The organism is Microbacterium protaetiae (genome assembly GCF_004135285.1).
Classification (GTDB): domain Bacteria; phylum Actinomycetota; class Actinomycetes; order Actinomycetales; family Microbacteriaceae; genus Microbacterium; species Microbacterium protaetiae.
The window spans coordinates 3,655,344-3,669,685 of sequence record NZ_CP035494.1 but is presented as its reverse complement, the minus strand read 5'-3'; the positions used below and the strand labels follow the sequence as shown (position 1 = coordinate 3,669,685).

The window sequence follows — 14,342 nt, the reverse complement described above, 5'->3', positions numbered from 1 at the left end:
ACAGCGCCGCGAAGCGGGGTCCACGCCGATGACGTGGTGTGTCAGGAGGCAGGCTCGACCAGGCCGGTGTCGTAGGCGAAGATGACCGCCTGCACGCGATCTCGTGCGCCGATCTTGCCGAGAACTTTGCCGACATGCGTCTTCACGGTCTGCTCGGCGATGAACAGCTCCGCCGCAATCTCGGTGTTCGAGCGGCCTTCGCCGATCAGCTGTAACACTTCGCGCTCGCGATCGGTGAGATCGTTCAGCGCGGTGGAGGCACGCGTGGTCCGCGGCTTCTGCGTCGCGAACTGTGCGATGAGCCGGCGCGTGACCCGCGGCGCCAGAAGCGCGTCGCCGGACGCCACCACCCGCACCGCGGTCACGAGCTCTTCGGGAAGGGCGTCCTTCAGAAGGAATCCGCTCGCACCGGCCTGGAGGGCGTCGTACACATAGTCGTCGATGTCGAAGGTCGTGAGCATGATGATGCGTGGCACCTTGGCGGCCGGGTAATCGGGGCCGAGGATGCGGCGCGTGGCCTCGATGCCGTCGAGTTCGGGCATGCGCACGTCCATCAGGATCACGTCGGGATCCACGCGCGCCGACAACGAGACGGCTTCCTGTCCGGTGGCGGCCTGCCCGACGACGGTGATGCCGTCGTGGGCGTCGAGCAACGCCGCAAAGCCCGCCCGCACGATCGGCTGGTCGTCGGCGACAAGGACGTCGATGCTCACCGAGTGGCCTCCATGGGCTCTGCGGGCGGATGCTGCGGAAGTCGGGCGACGACACTCCAGCCGCCGTCCGAATCGGCATGGGCCTCCACGTTACCGCCGAGCAGCTGCGCACGTTCACTCATGCCCCGCAGTCCGTGACCGCCGGGCGCTCCCGGGGCACGGTCGGACGGTTCGTTGCGGACGCGGATGCGCAGATCCGCGGCATCCGTGGTCACCGACACGGCGATCTGGGCCCCTGCCGCGTGCCGGACGGCGTTGCTCAGGGCCTCTTGCACGATGCGGTAGGCCGCAATCTGCGTGGCGGGGTCGATGTCGTTCGACACGTCGTGGACGAGCGTGATCGTCGCGCCCGCGCGGCGCGTGGACTCGACGAGGGCGGGGATGTCGTCGACCCCGCGCTGCGGGGCGAGTTCCGCGGATTGATCCTCGGTGCGCAGCACACCGAGGATTCGACGCATCTCGGTGAGCGACGTGCGTGCGGTCGCTGCAATGTCGTCGAACTCGGCGGCCGCCGGTGCGGGCAAATCGGGCACCCGATACCGTGCCGTGGATGCCTGAACCTGGATGAGCGACATGCTGTGCGCGACGACGTCGTGAAGCTCGCGTGCGATGCGGGTGCGTTCCTCGACGAGCTCGCGCCGAGCCTGCTCGGCGGCCGTGAGGGCACGTTGGCTGCTCAGTTCTTGGCCCAGGCGCAGCCGGCCGGCCAAAAGCACCGACACCAGCAGGAACGCTGCAGAGACGGCCCCGGTGACGATGAGGACGTTTCCGCTGGAGACTGATGGGAGCATGGCGACCGGCAGGACGCCGGCCGCGTTGCCGAGGACGAAGAGGGCGAGACCGCGTCGCCAGCCGTGTGCGATGGTGACCACGACAAGGCACACGACGAAGGCGATGATCATGGCGACCGACCATGGCCAGGGCGCTGTCACGGCATGCTCACGCGTGACCATGAGAGGGATCAGCACGGCGGATGCCGTGAACAGCGCTATTGCCAGTGTCGGCCGGCGCACGGCAATGAGGGGAGCACCCACGGCCAGGGCGCCCAGCAGCATCGTGACGGGAACGTTCGCGCTGTAGAGCGAGACCTGCAGCGGCACGAGCACGGCGTACAGGGCGACGGCGACAGCGCCCAAGCCGATGTAGCTCATCGTGCGGCGGTCCCGCATCCAGTGGGGGACCCAACGCCAGGGCTTCGCGCGCATGCGCTTCATCCTGCCACCTCGGCCATCTCGGTGGTCTCGGCCGCCGCGGACGGGGCGTCCGCCGCGCGGCGGCGTCGGCGGGCAGCGGCGACACGGTCGATGCCGACCCCGATGACCAGTGCCACGCCCACGCCGATGGCAGCCGCCAGCAGCGGCTGGTCGCCGAGCCAGTTGCCGGCGAGGATGCCGATGCCGGCGCCGTACAGTGCCCACAGAGCCGCGGCGACGGCGGTCAGGGACACAAAGCGACGCCACGGATATCCGAGGGCGCCGGCCGAGGCGGCCACCGCGACCCGGCCGACCGGGACGTACCGCGCGCCGATGATGAGGGCGGCACCGCCGCGCGACAACGAAGTTCGAGCGCGCCCGAACGCGGCGGCGACGCGCGGGCGGCGCATCCATGCGAAGCGCTCCGTACCCAAGGACCGGCCCAGCGCGTAGGCGAGATTGTCGCCGAGGACCGCGCCGAGGGCGGCGGCCACGCACAGCAGCGGCACTGTCGCAAGCGCGCCGGACGCCGCGGCCGCCGCCGCGGCGGCGACCAGCACGGTCTCGCTCGGGATGGGCGGGAACACGGCGTCGATCGCCGCGACGGCGAACATGACCAGGAGCACCCAGCCAGAGGAGGCAGCGGTGAGGATGAAGGCGTTTATCAGGTCCACGTGGGAACGCTACGAAGCCGGCGCCCAGCGGCACATCCCTCTGGAGTATCGGCACCGTCATACCGTGGAGGGGTCTTTCGGCACGGGCCCGTATACTGAGTGGCTGGCCATTCGGCCGCCCACCCCCGACAGAACGGATGTTTCGCTGTGCTTGCCGTGCACGACCTCGAGATTCGCGTGGGCGCGCGCACCCTTATGGCGGATGTCTCGTTCCGCGTCGCCGCCGGCGACAAGATCGGCCTGGTCGGGCGCAACGGGGCCGGAAAGACCACGCTGACCAAAGTGCTCGCCGGCGATGTGCTGCCCGCCGAGGGCACGGTCGACCGCTCCGGCGAGCTCGGCTACCTGCCGCAGGATCCCCGCTCGGGAGACCCCGACATGCTCGCCCGCACCCGCATCCTCGATGCGCGCGGACTCGGCTCGCTGCAACTGGGCATGCGTGAGGCATCCGAGAACATGGCCTCCGATGATGCGGATGCCGCTGCCCGCGCGATGCGCAGGTACGCGAATCTCACGGAGCGGTTCGAGGCCCTCGGCGGATATGCGGCCGAGGCCGAAGCCGCCTCGATCGCCCACAACCTGTCGCTGCCCGACCGCATCCTCGAGCAGCCGCTGCGCACGCTGTCGGGCGGTCAGCGGCGTCGCATCGAGCTCGCCCGCATCCTCTTCTCCGATGCAGAGACGATGATCCTCGATGAGCCGACCAACCACCTCGACGCCGACAGCGTCGTGTGGCTGCGGGAGTTCCTGAAGGGCTACAAGGGCGGGCTCATCGTCATCAGCCACGACGTGGACCTGGTCGGCGAGACCGTCAACAGAGTCTTCTACCTCGACGCGAACCGGCAGGTCATCGACATCTACAACATGAACTGGCGCAATTATCAGCGCCAGCGCGTGGCCGATGAGGAACGCCGCAAGAAGGAGCGCGCCAACGCCGAGAAGAAGGCGACGGCGCTGCAGCAGCAGGCCGCGAAGTTCGGCGCCAAGGCCACCAAGGCCGCAGCCGCCCACCAGATGATGGCACGCGCCGAGAAGCTGCTGAACGGGCTCGAAGAGGTGCGGGCCGTCGACCGGGTCGCCAAGCTGCGGTTCCCCAAGCCCGCTCCGTGCGGCAAGACGCCGCTGATGGCCTCGGGCCTGTCGAAGTCATACGGGTCGCTGGAGATCTTCACCGACGTCGATCTCGCGATCGACCGCGGGTCGAAGGTGGTCGTGCTGGGGCTCAACGGCGCCGGCAAGACCACCCTGCTGCGCATTCTCGCCGGGGTCGACCAGCCCGATACGGGCCAGCTCGAACCCGGGCACGGCCTGAAGATCGGCTATTACGCGCAGGAACACGAGAACCTCGACGTGCACCGCACGGTGCTTGAGAACATGATGTCGGCGGCTCCCGACATCTCGGCGACCGAAGCGCGCAAGGTGCTCGGGTCGTTCCTGTTCACCGGCGATGACGTCTTGAAGCCGGCCGGTGTGCTCTCCGGCGGGGAGAAGACGAGGCTCTCGCTGGCCACCCTCGTCGTCTCCAGTGCGAACATGCTGCTGCTGGACGAGCCCACGAACAACCTCGACCCCGCCTCGCGCGAGGAGATCCTCGGTGCTCTTGCGCACTACGAAGGGGCCGTCGTGCTGGTCTCGCACGATGAGGGCGCCGTTGAGGCGCTGAACCCCGAGCGGGTTCTCATCCTCCCCGACGGTGTCGAAGACATCTGGGGGCGGGACTACGTCGACCTGGTCACGCTGGCGTAACACTCAGTGCGACGCATTGTCCAACAGCGCGTCTTCGTCTTCTGAGTCGCGGTCGCGCCGGGCGGCGCGCTTCTCGCGGATGCGCCGGGCCGATGTCTCGGCCTGCAACGCCGCAGCGGCCTCGGGGTCGCTCGCGGCCAGCGCCGCCACCGCTGCGGCGTCTTCGGCGGCCTCACGGCGGGCACGACGCTCGGAGCGGATCACGTACCAGATGAAGACGAACCCCATCACGGCGAACATGATCCACTGGATGCCGTAGGAGAGGTAGGGACCGGGATCTGCCGACGGCACTTCGAACGCCTGCGGCATCGTGGCCGGCGCCGGGTCTTCGGAGACGAGCTCGCCGTAGGCACCCTGCTCGAGAGCGGCGCCATCGGCACCGCCGATCTTGTCGGCGATCAAGGGCAGGTTCACCGACGGCACCTGGCCCTGCGGGGCGTTCGGACCCGAGGCAGGCAGCTTCTCGCCGGGCACGAGCCGCACGACCACCGCGACCTGGCCCGTCGGGGCATCCGATACGGTGTCGGGCGTCGACTGCCGGTTGCCTGGCGGTTCCCATCCGCGGTTCACCAGAAAGATCCGGCCGTCTGCCAGCCGCAACGGCACGATGATCTCGTAGGCGGCGGTGCCCTCGTGCACGCGGTTGCGCACGAGCAGCTGCTGATCGGTCAGATACGTGCCGGTCATGCGCACCTGCCGCCATTTCAGGCCGGCCGGCAGCGTGTCACCGGGCGAGAGCAGCTCATCCAGCGCCACCGGTGCTGCGTTGTAGTTCTCATCGATGATGGCCAGCTGCGCCGTACGATCGGCGTTCTTGCTGAGCTGCCAGTGCGAGAGGAATGCGCAGGCGATGGCGAACACTATCGCCACGCCGATGTAGGCGGTCCAGCGCACCGCGGCCGGCGCGGACTGTCGTCGGCTCATCGAAGCTCCTGGGCGTCGTCGGTGGGGAACGGCTCGACCGCGACCGGGAACGCGCGGGCGGCGAGGTAATCACGCAGATAGCCGGCGTGCTCATAGCACGCCAGCCAGATCTTGCGGCGATCGGGGGCATGAATACGCGGATTGCGCCACACCACCTGCATCGTGGCGGGGGTGTGGCATCCGGCGCGCGAGCAGACGGGTGCTTCGCTCACGGCGTGTCGTCCTTGGACGGCGCGGCCTCCGGACCTTGCCGGGGCTCATCGGCCTCGCGTGTCTCGCGTGTCTCGCGGACCGTGATCACCTCATCGGCGTGCGTGGGGCGCGTCGTCGCGTGGGCGTCGAGCTCATGACCGGGAGCCACCGCGTCGATCGTCTTGCCCTCCTCGCCGACATTGGCCAGCACCACGGCGATGTAGGGCAGAAAGATGGCTCCGGCGCCGAAGATCCATGTCCACCACCCGAACGGCTGCACGAACACCATGAGAATGAAGCACAGCACACGCACCGCCATCATGATGAGGTATCGCGCCGAGCGCGACGTCACCTCGTCACGGGGAGCGCGCGGCAATGACGTGGCGGATTGGGGGTGAGCAGAAGTCTTCACTGTCGTCCCAGCCTACGCCGGGTGACATCGATCGTCGCCGCTAGGCTGGGGCGAGCATCCACTCCCGATACTCGGAGGTTCTTCATGTCCGACGACCGCGTCGTTCTGGTCACCGGCGGCAATCGGGGCATCGGCCGCGCCATCGCCGCCCGCTTCGTCGCTGCAGGATACCGGGTGGCCGTGACCGCTCGCAGTGGCGAAGGGCCCGAGGGCACCCTGACGGTGCGGGCCGACGTGACGGATGCCGCATCCGTCGACGCCGCATTCACCGAGGTCGAGCAGCAGCTCGGGCCGATCACCGTCGTCGTCGCCAATGCCGGGATCACGAAGGACACCCTGCTTCTGCGCATGAGCGAAGACGACTTCGATTCGGTCGTCGACACCAACCTGGGCGGGACCTTCCGCGTCGTCAAGCGCGCATCCAAGGGCATGCTGAAGGCCCGCTGGGGCCGGGTCATCCTCATTTCCTCGGTGGTCGGGCTCTACGGATCGGCCGGCCAGATCAACTACGCGAGCTCGAAGGCCGGATTGGTGGGATTCGCCCGGTCGCTGACCCGTGAGCTCGGCGGCCGCGGAATCACGGCCAATGTGGTTGCGCCCGGCTTCATCGAAACCGAGATGACCGCCGAACTCCCCGAGGAGAAGAAGGCCGAGTACAAGAAGGCGATTCCGGTGGGCCGGTACGCGTCGGCCGACGAGGTCGCCGGCGTCGTGGCCTGGCTGGCATCGGACGACGCGGCCTACATCTCCGGCGCCGTCATCCCCGTCGACGGCGGGCTGGGGATGGGGCACTAAGCCTCGACGAGATTCGGGTCATCGAACACCGCAGACACCGCGGCAGGAGCGTGGTGGGCGGCTGCCTGCTCAACATGAGGCCCCGGCTACGCGGCGGGCGAGGGAAAGAAGACCTCCTCGATCCGCACGTCGAACGTTGCAGCGATGCGGAACGCAAGATCAAGGCTGGGATCGAACCGGTCTCGCTCGATAGAGATGATGGTCTGCCGCGAGACGCCGACGAGGTCTGCTAGGCGCTCCTGGGAGAGGCCGGCCGCCGCGCGACGCTCACGCAGATCGTTGCGCATCAGGACTCCCGGTGCTTCAGCACCCAGTACCGCACCGAGAAGTCGAGCAGCCCGACCGCCATCAACAGTGAGAGCGCCAGTAGTGCTGACGCGTCAACCCGAAGCAGTGACACGAGCAGCAGGCCGCCAGCGGCAACGAAGAGAACATCCGTGAATGCACCCGCCCGGGCTCGTTCCGATTGGCTCCGCTCGATGGAGTCTCTTGAATTGGCTCGCTGCGTGTGTGGCGAGTGCCGGCCGATGAGGATCGCCCAGGCCAATGTCGCCGCCATCGCACCGCCGATCAGTGCAGACCACAGCACACTGAACGCCGCGATCGTCGGACCGACCGCCGAAGGGTCGTCATCCCGCAACCCGATCGGCCACGCCGTCACTCCGAATACTCCCGCCCCGACAGCCGCCGCAAGGACGATGAGCAGAACGCGTTGCACCGAACTGCCGGTGCGAGCGGGGTGGCCGTTGCTGGTGTGTTCAGACATGGGTTGTGCCTTTCTGCGGCTCGAAGCTCTTGCCCACCAACATATGTAAAGCTAGCTTTACAGTCAAGTTTAGTTTACATGTCCGCTCGAGGCGACATCGCCTGCACCTGCGAGGTGGATCGAGGCTAAGAGCGCGTCGCGAGGAAGCTCTCGATCGCCGCAATGGTGGTCGCGTTGTCGCTGTGCAGGATGCCGCGGATACCGGCGGCCGCAGCTCCGTCGATCGAGACCTGATGATCGTCGATGAACAGGACATCGCTCGCATCGGCGTCCATCGCCGACAGCGCAGCAGCGTACGCAGTGGGATCGGGCTTGGCCGCACCGATCTCGTGGCTGTAGCAGATCGGGTTCACGAGGCGGGAGTACCCGAAGCGGCGCTCTTCCTGTTCCCGCGCGCCGTCCATCGAGTTGGACAGGGCCGCACGTCCGACGTGCACGGGAAGGGCTCTCGCATAGGCCTGGAGCTCTGCGTTCGCCACTCCGCAGTATGAGTCCCAGAATTCGGCAGAGACGGCGGCTCTGGTGTCGTCATCGAAGCCAAGCGCGTCGCCGAGGCGGCGCCAGTACTCGGACTCCACACCCGACTCGATGTCGGCGCGGGGGAGATCGGCGGCATCGACGCGCGCACCGAACGTCTCGTCGTCCAGTCCTGAGCGCGCACGCAGACTCTGCGAGAAGCGCTTCTGCCACACGCCGTCATCGGCGAGCTCCAGCACGCCGCCGATGTCGAACAGAATCCAGGGCTTCGATGTCATCCGGTCACCGTATCGCTTCGTCGGTGCCGGCGCTCAGGGCACGCTCAGAACGGCGGGTCATCCGGAAGTGGGTTCGCCGCTGCGGTGCGGTGCCCGGTGGGGAATTCAAGTTCGATGCTGCGATCTCGTCGCCGGCGATGTCTGACCTTGGTGAAGTCTTTGATGACGTGGTCGGGATCGCAGAGGGGATCGAGATTGGCGATGTTCGTCGGACCGCGTTTCGGACCGTGGAACTGACACCAGTGATCGATGTCGGCATCGAGAGCGAGCCGATCGCATCCGTCGCGCAGGCAGGTGCCGTGCTGCAGCGCCAACCACGCGCGCTGGGCGTCGGTGGCGCGCCGGGAACGGCGGTCTATGTCGAGGATCACTCCCGTGATGGGGTCGGTGATCACCCGGGTGAATGCTCCGGCGTCACACAGGATCTGTCGCGCTGTGGCGTCATCGAGGGGTCCGTCGCCCGGCACCAGCGCCTCCTGATTGAGATCGAGGCCGGTCGTGCCGGGTGCATGCGGGCGCACCGACACGCGGGCATCGGGTGCGAGGCGATCGAGCGGGATCGTGACGAATACTTTCGTCTGCACCATCTGCTCGGTGCCCACCCCGAGCAGCAGCGCCGTGGCCAGATCTGCGCGCAGCTGATGCCGCGTGCGATCCTCCCGCTTGTCTTTGGCATGGTGCTTCGCGGTGGAGGTGAGCCTGCGGAAAGCGGCGTGGGCTTTCCACGTGGGCATCAGCACGCCGAACCACGACACGTCATCAGGCAGGTCGGTGACGACCACCTTGCGCTCCTTCAGCGCTTGCGCATGCTTCTCGGCGTTGGTGGCGCCGGTGAGCCTGTGCGCGATGTCTTTCGCCTTGCGGCGGAACACCGCAAGGCTCACCCGCAACGCGAGATCGGACAGCTCCCGGTCATACTCGGTGAGCAGCTCGGCCCGCGATGTCATCCCGGCCAGATGCGCGCCGGCGGCCTGCACATGCGCGGGGGTCGCAAAACCCTCTCGCACGTGATGCCACAGCCCCGGAAGTCGCGATCGACCGGTGCGGGCGGCCTCGGCCAGCGCGTGAACTTCGGTCTCTGACAGGCACATCCGCGACGCAGCCTCCACGGCCGCGCATCGCTCGGCAAGCTCGATCTCTTCGCGCACCGATGGGCCGGGGATGCCGTCATCGACGTAGACGCCGGGGTTCCCTCGCGCGAAATCGAGGATGTCGGCGAGCTGCTCGGCTCGCCGTGCCGCAGCGCGGTTGGCCGCGTACTGATCGGCCTCGGCAGACTCGAACATCGACCGCAGCACGAAGACGTCATCAACCGGCTCTCGAGCCGACTCGAAAACGTCTGCGTCCATGGCCCTATAATAGCACTAAGCTTCGATACTATGAGGAGAAGTACCTCATAAAAACCAAATATATGAACGCAAAGCGCCGACCCGACTCACGCGGCCAGCGACTTCACTATCGCCGCCGCCAACACGTCGGGCTGCGACAGCTGCGGCCAGTGGCCGGTGTTCAGATGCACCACCTCGACATCGTGGATGGCATTGAACTCGTCTTCCCACGGCCCCCAGTGCGCGAGCTCGTTGCGCAGCTCGACCTCGTCTTGTCGTCCCGACAGCAGGGTCACTGGTATGCCGTGTCGCGCCGGATCGTTCAGCTCGACCGCATCGGTGGGCACGCGCATGGGAACCGACCCCACGCGCACCGCCCGCCGGGTCGCCTCGTCCACGTCTTCGATATCGGCGCCGTCGAAGAAATCCCAGCCGGGGAAGGGCACCACACCGTCGCGCGAGGGGAACTCTGAAATGCCGAAACCGGATGCCGGGGGCACGGTGTCGATGAAGACGACATGTGACACGTGCGTGGTGCGCGCGTCAGCGGCCGCCCAGACGACGTTTCCGCCGCCGGAGTGGCCGACCAGGGCAACGGGCGCGGAGCATTTGTCGATCTCGGCGACCACCGTGGCCACCCAGTCGTCCAAGCGCACATGGGAGGACTCGGCCGCGGCTGCCCCGATACCCGGCATCGTCAGCGCGTGGGCCGTGTGCCCGGCTCGCTCGAGGGCGGGAATCACCGCACCCCACGACGATGCGTCCAGCCACAGCCCCGGAACGAGGATCACATCCATGAGGGAACGGTAGCGCGACCCGCCGACATCACTCGGAGGGCGAGCGGCGTTGCGCTAGGGCAGCAGCGGAACGACCTGAGCGAGATCGACCGGGCCGATCACCAGGTCGGCCTGCGCACGCACGGCGGGCTTCGCATTGAACGCGATCCCGAGGGCGGCGGCCGCCATCATCTGCAGGTCGTTCGCGCCGTCGCCGATCGCGATGGTCTGCGTCAACGGCACGTCGTGGGCGAAAGCCCATTCCCGCAGCGCCGCCGCCTTGCCCGCGGCATCCACTATCGTCCCCTCGACACGACCAGTGAGCACGCCGTCGGCGACCTCGAGACGGTTCGCCCGCCACACGTCCACGCCCAGTCGCGGCGCGAGAGTGTCGAGGATCTCGTGGAATCCCCCCGAGACCACCCCGACCACACCGCCGCGCTCGTGCACCGCATCGATCAGCGCCCCTACGCCCGGCGTCGGTTCGATGCGTGCCAGCACGCGGGCGAACGCTGCCACCGGCACCCCGGCGAGGGCTTCGACGCGCGAGCGCAGGCTCGCGGAGAAATCCACTTCGCCGCGCATGGCGGCCTCGGTGGCCGCTGCCACCTCTGCGCCGCGCCCCACCTCGTCGGCGATGAGCTCGATCACCTCGTTGCGGATGAGGGTGGAATCGGCATCGAGGACGACGAGCAGACGCGCGGGCACCCCACCACAGTACCGGGACGGCTCAGCCGTCGACGTGCGCGCCCTTGCCGACCACGGTGATGCCCGAGTCGGTGATGGTGAAGCCACGTTCGCGGTCGCGCTCGCGATCGACCCCGACAGTCGCGCCGGGGGCCAGCACCACGTTCTTGTCGAGGATCGCGCGATGCACTCGCGCTCCCTGCCCCACCTGCACGTGCTCGAACAGCACCGAGTCGGTGATGGTCGATCCGCCGGCGGCCAGCGTCCACGGGCCCACGACGCTGCGCTCGATGTGCGTGCCCGACAGCACCGAGCCCAGCGACACAATCGAGTCGATGGCATTGCCGATGCGGCCCACCGAGTCGCGCACGAACTTCGCCGGCGGCGAGTTCACCGTCTGCGAGTGGATCGGCCAGTCCATGTTGTACAGGTTGAACACCGGCAGCGTGGAGATGAGGTCCATGTGTGCGTCGAAGAACGAGTCGATCGTTCCGACATCGCGCCAATATGCACGGTCACGGTCGTTGGACCCGGGCACCTCGTTGTTCTTCATGTCGTACACGCCGGCCTCGCCACGCTCGACGAAGTAGGGGATGATGTCGCCACCCATGTCATGGTTGCTCGTGGCATCTTCACCGTCGTCGGTCACCGCCTCGATGAGGGCGTCGGAATCGAAGATGTAGTTGCCCATCGACGCGAGCACTTCGTTCGGCGAGTCGGGCAGACCGTCGGGGTTCTGGGGCTTTTCGAGGAACTGCCGGATGCGCCCGTTCTCATCGGCGTCGATCACCCCGAATTGATGGGCTAGCGACACCGGCTGACGAATGCCCGCGACCGTCGCACGCGCGCCCGAGGCGATGTGTGCGTCGAGCATCTGACGGAAATCCATGCGGTAGACGTGGTCGGCGCCGATGACGATCACGATATCGGGCTGCTCGTCATTGATCAGGTTCAGGCTCTGCAGAATCGCGTCGGCAGACCCCGTGAACCAGCGTTTGCCGAGTCGTTGCTGTGCCGGCACCGACGCGACGTAGGAGTCGAGCAGCGCCGACATGCGCCAGGTCTGCGAGACATGCCGGTCGAGGCTGTGCGACTTGTATTGGGTGAGCACCACTATCTGTCGCAGCCCCGAATTGATGAGGTTCGAGATCGCGAAGTCGATCAGCCGGTACTGGCCGCCGAACGGCACTGCCGGCTTGGCACGGTCGGTCGTCAGCGGCATCAGCCGCTTGCCCTCACCACCGGCGAGGATGATTCCGAACACTTTGGGAGCGCCTGGCATGGCACCACACTATGCCCCCGTTGCGTGCCTGTACTAGCGTTCCAGACATGCGCGTCGACATCGTCACGAAGGAATACCCGCCGGAGATCTACGGGGGTGCCGGAGTGCACGTCGCCGAGTTGGTGAAGGCGATGCGGGATGCCGCTGAGATCGGCATCGACGTGCGGGTGCGGGCCTTCGGCTCCGGACGTGATGAGGCAGGCACCAGCTCGTACACGGTTCCCGCGGAGCTGGCCGACGCCAACGCCGCGATCCAGACGCTGGGCACCGATCTGGCCATCGTCTCCGACGTTGCGGGGGCCGACATCGTGCACTCGCACACCTGGTACGCGAACTTCGCGGGCCATCTGGCCTCGCTGCTGCACGGGATCCCGCACGTGATCACCGCACACAGCCTCGAGCCGCTGCGTCCGTGGAAGGCCGAGCAACTGGGCGGGGGATACGCGGTGTCGAGTTTCATCGAACGCACCGCCTATGCGTCGGCCGCTGCGATCGTGGCCGTGTCCGACGGCATGCGCTCCGACATCCTGCGCAGTTACCCCGAGCTCGACCCGCGCAAGGTGCGGGTCATCTACAACGGGATCGACGTCGAGGCGTGGCATCCGGTCGACGACCCCAGCGTGCTGGCAAAGCACGGCATCGACCCCGCAAGGCCATCGGTGGTCTTCGTCGGTCGGATCACGCGCCAGAAGGGACTGCCGTATTTTCTGCGGGCCGCGCAGCGGCTGCCCGCCGAGGTGCAGCTGGTGCTGTGCGCGGGTGCGCCCGACACGCCACAGATCATGACCGAGGTGCAGGAGCTCGTGCGCGGGCTGCAGGCGCATCGGGAGGGGGTCGTGTGGATCGAGGAGTTTCTGCCCCGTCACGAGCTGTGCACGATCCTGGGGGCGGCCACCACCTTCGTCTGCCCGTCGATCTACGAGCCGCTGGGAATCGTGAACCTCGAGGCCATGGCGTGCGGCGCGGCGGTCGTGGCCACCGCCACCGGCGGCATCCCAGAAGTGGTCGTCGACGGGGTCACCGGCCGGCTGGTGCCCATCGACCAGCTCGACGACGGCACCGGCACGCCGCATGACCCCGATCGGTTCGTCGCCGACCTGGCCGAGGTGCTCACGGAGGTCGTCACCGATCGTGACGCGGCCGCCCGATACGGCCGAGCGGGACGGGAGCGTGCCGCCCGCGACTTCAGCTGGACGACGATAGCTGAGCAGACCGCGGCGCTGTACGCGGAGCTGTCGGCTTCCGGCAAGTAGGCTGGGGGCCATGCCTGAGGTCCTCGATTTCTCCGACGTCGTCGTCCGCCGAAACGCCAGGGACATCGTCGACCATGTCGACTGGTCCGTCGCCGACGACCAGCGCTGGGTCATTCTCGGTGCGAACGGTGCCGGAAAGACGACGCTGCTGCAGCTCGCGGCGACCCTGCTCCACCCCACCAGCGGCACGGTCACGATCCTCGATGAGCGCCTCGGGCGCACCGACGTGTTCGAGCTGCGCCCGCGCATCGGCTTCGCCTCCAGCGCCATGGCCCGGCGTGTCCCGGCCGAAGAGACGGTGCTGAACGTCGTGATGACCGCGGCCTACTCGGTGATGGGGCGCTGGAACGAGGCCTACGAAGACATCGACGAGCGGCGGGCGCTGCGGGTGCTTGCCGAGTGGAAGCTCGATCATCTCGCCGATCGCACGTTCGGCACTCTCTCCGAGGGCGAGCAGAAGCGCGTGCAGATCGCCCGCGCCGTGATGACCGATCCCGAACTTCTGCTGCTGGACGAGCCGAGCGCCAGCCTCGATCTGGGTGCGCGCGAAGAGCTGCTGCAGCTGCTCGGCGGCTATGCGCAGGCGCCCACGACGCCGGCGATGGTGATGGTCACGCACCACGTCGAAGAGATCCCGGTGGGCTTCACGCACGTGCTGTTGCTGCGTGAGGGCACCGTGGTGGCTGCGGGCCCGCTTCAGAGCACGCTGACCGCCGAGAACCTGAGCGCCACATTCGACCTGCCGATCGCCCTCACGACAGCCGACGGACGATACGCCGCCCGGGCCGCGTCGTCGAACGGCTCCGGAGACTGATAGAATCGACCTTTGGTGCTTCTGCGCCGTAG

17 protein-coding genes are annotated in these 14,342 nt (G+C 67.6%); 4 read left to right on the top strand and 13 right to left on the bottom strand.

From position 1 onward, the window contains the following. Nucleotides 1-41: 41 nt before the first annotated feature. The 3 genes from ET475_RS17160 to ET475_RS17150 are packed head-to-tail and all read right to left on the bottom strand — an operon-like array spanning nucleotide 42 to nucleotide 2,580. Nucleotides 42-713 (bottom strand): response regulator, encoded by a 672-nt coding sequence (locus ET475_RS17160; RefSeq protein WP_129393132.1) that lies wholly within the window; start codon nucleotides 711-713, stop codon nucleotides 42-44. After that, entirely contained in the window at nucleotides 710-1,927 is a 1,218-nt protein-coding gene (locus ET475_RS17155) for a sensor histidine kinase (RefSeq protein WP_242497694.1), read from the bottom strand. Before ET475_RS17155 ends, ET475_RS17160 begins: the two co-directional genes overlap by 4 nt. Next, complete coding sequence (locus ET475_RS17150) at nucleotides 1,924-2,580, bottom strand: DedA family protein (RefSeq protein WP_129393126.1); 657 nt, start codon at nucleotides 2,578-2,580, stop codon at nucleotides 1,924-1,926. The genes ET475_RS17155 and ET475_RS17150 overlap by 4 nt, the downstream gene beginning before the upstream one ends. A 147-nt stretch (nucleotides 2,581-2,727) precedes the next feature. On the opposite strand from ET475_RS17150, the gene abc-f reads away from it, so the two are divergent. Next, nucleotides 2,728-4,326 (top strand): ribosomal protection-like ABC-F family protein, encoded by a 1,599-nt coding sequence (gene abc-f / locus ET475_RS17145; RefSeq protein ID WP_129393122.1) that lies wholly within the window; start codon nucleotides 2,728-2,730, stop codon nucleotides 4,324-4,326. Between the two features lie 3 nt (nucleotides 4,327-4,329). Here the strand turns inward: abc-f and ET475_RS17140 are convergent, their stop codons facing one another. The 3 genes from ET475_RS17140 to ET475_RS17130 are packed head-to-tail and all read right to left on the bottom strand — an operon-like array spanning nucleotide 4,330 to nucleotide 5,854. Further along, the gene (locus ET475_RS17140) at nucleotides 4,330-5,250 is read right to left on the bottom strand and encodes an SURF1 family cytochrome oxidase biogenesis protein (protein ID WP_129393119.1); all 921 of its coding nucleotides are present in this window, start codon (nucleotides 5,248-5,250) and stop codon (nucleotides 4,330-4,332) included. Then, nucleotides 5,247-5,462 (bottom strand): hypothetical protein, encoded by a 216-nt coding sequence (locus ET475_RS17135; protein WP_129393116.1) that lies wholly within the window; start codon nucleotides 5,460-5,462, stop codon nucleotides 5,247-5,249. The genes ET475_RS17140 and ET475_RS17135 overlap by 4 nt, the downstream gene beginning before the upstream one ends. Continuing rightward, the gene (locus ET475_RS17130) at nucleotides 5,459-5,854 is read right to left on the bottom strand and encodes a DUF3099 domain-containing protein (RefSeq protein ID WP_129393113.1); all 396 of its coding nucleotides are present in this window, start codon (nucleotides 5,852-5,854) and stop codon (nucleotides 5,459-5,461) included. Before ET475_RS17130 ends, ET475_RS17135 begins: the two co-directional genes overlap by 4 nt. A gap of 84 nt (nucleotides 5,855-5,938) precedes the next feature. Between ET475_RS17130 and ET475_RS17125 the strand changes: the two genes are divergently transcribed. Next, nucleotides 5,939-6,649, top strand: coding sequence for a beta-ketoacyl-ACP reductase (locus tag ET475_RS17125; RefSeq protein WP_129393109.1), 711 nt, complete (start codon nucleotides 5,939-5,941; stop codon nucleotides 6,647-6,649). 86 nt (nucleotides 6,650-6,735) lie between these two features. Here ET475_RS17125 and ET475_RS17120 read toward each other — a convergent pair whose 3' ends face one another. The 7 genes from ET475_RS17120 to glgC all read right to left on the bottom strand — a co-directional run bounded on the left by ET475_RS17120 (nucleotide 6,736) and on the right by glgC (nucleotide 12,243). After that, the gene (locus ET475_RS17120) at nucleotides 6,736-6,936 is read right to left on the bottom strand and encodes a helix-turn-helix transcriptional regulator (protein ID WP_129393106.1); all 201 of its coding nucleotides are present in this window, start codon (nucleotides 6,934-6,936) and stop codon (nucleotides 6,736-6,738) included. Further along, on the bottom strand, nucleotides 6,936-7,415 hold the full coding sequence (locus tag ET475_RS17115) for a hypothetical protein (protein WP_129393103.1): 480 nt from the start codon (nucleotides 7,413-7,415) through the stop codon (nucleotides 6,936-6,938). The genes ET475_RS17120 and ET475_RS17115 overlap by 1 nt, the downstream gene beginning before the upstream one ends. A 125-nt stretch (nucleotides 7,416-7,540) precedes the next feature. After that, the gene (locus tag ET475_RS17110) at nucleotides 7,541-8,170 is read right to left on the bottom strand and encodes an HAD-IA family hydrolase (protein ID WP_242497693.1); all 630 of its coding nucleotides are present in this window, start codon (nucleotides 8,168-8,170) and stop codon (nucleotides 7,541-7,543) included. Nucleotides 8,171-8,214: 44 nt separating this feature from the next. Further along, nucleotides 8,215-9,519 (bottom strand): 13E12 repeat family protein, encoded by a 1,305-nt coding sequence (locus ET475_RS17105; RefSeq protein WP_129393100.1) that lies wholly within the window; start codon nucleotides 9,517-9,519, stop codon nucleotides 8,215-8,217. 86 nt (nucleotides 9,520-9,605) lie between these two features. Beyond that, nucleotides 9,606-10,295, bottom strand: coding sequence for an alpha/beta fold hydrolase (locus tag ET475_RS17100; protein WP_129393097.1), 690 nt, complete (start codon nucleotides 10,293-10,295; stop codon nucleotides 9,606-9,608). A gap of 54 nt (nucleotides 10,296-10,349) precedes the next feature. Beyond that, nucleotides 10,350-10,982 (bottom strand): phosphoserine phosphatase SerB, encoded by a 633-nt coding sequence (gene serB, locus ET475_RS17095; protein ID WP_129393094.1) that lies wholly within the window; start codon nucleotides 10,980-10,982, stop codon nucleotides 10,350-10,352. 22 nt (nucleotides 10,983-11,004) lie between these two features. Continuing rightward, entirely contained in the window at nucleotides 11,005-12,243 is a 1,239-nt protein-coding gene (gene glgC, locus ET475_RS17090; protein ID WP_129393091.1) for a glucose-1-phosphate adenylyltransferase, read from the bottom strand. 47 nt (nucleotides 12,244-12,290) lie between these two features. Between glgC and glgA the strand changes: the two genes are divergently transcribed. Further along, nucleotides 12,291-13,496: a glycogen synthase gene (gene glgA, locus ET475_RS17085; RefSeq protein WP_129393088.1), complete on the top strand. Its 1,206-nt coding sequence runs from the start codon at nucleotides 12,291-12,293 to the stop codon at nucleotides 13,494-13,496. Nucleotides 13,497-13,506: 10 nt separating this feature from the next. Continuing rightward, nucleotides 13,507-14,310, top strand: coding sequence for an ABC transporter ATP-binding protein (locus tag ET475_RS17080; RefSeq protein ID WP_129393085.1), 804 nt, complete (start codon nucleotides 13,507-13,509; stop codon nucleotides 14,308-14,310). The last annotated feature ends 32 nt before the right edge of the window (nucleotides 14,311-14,342 follow it).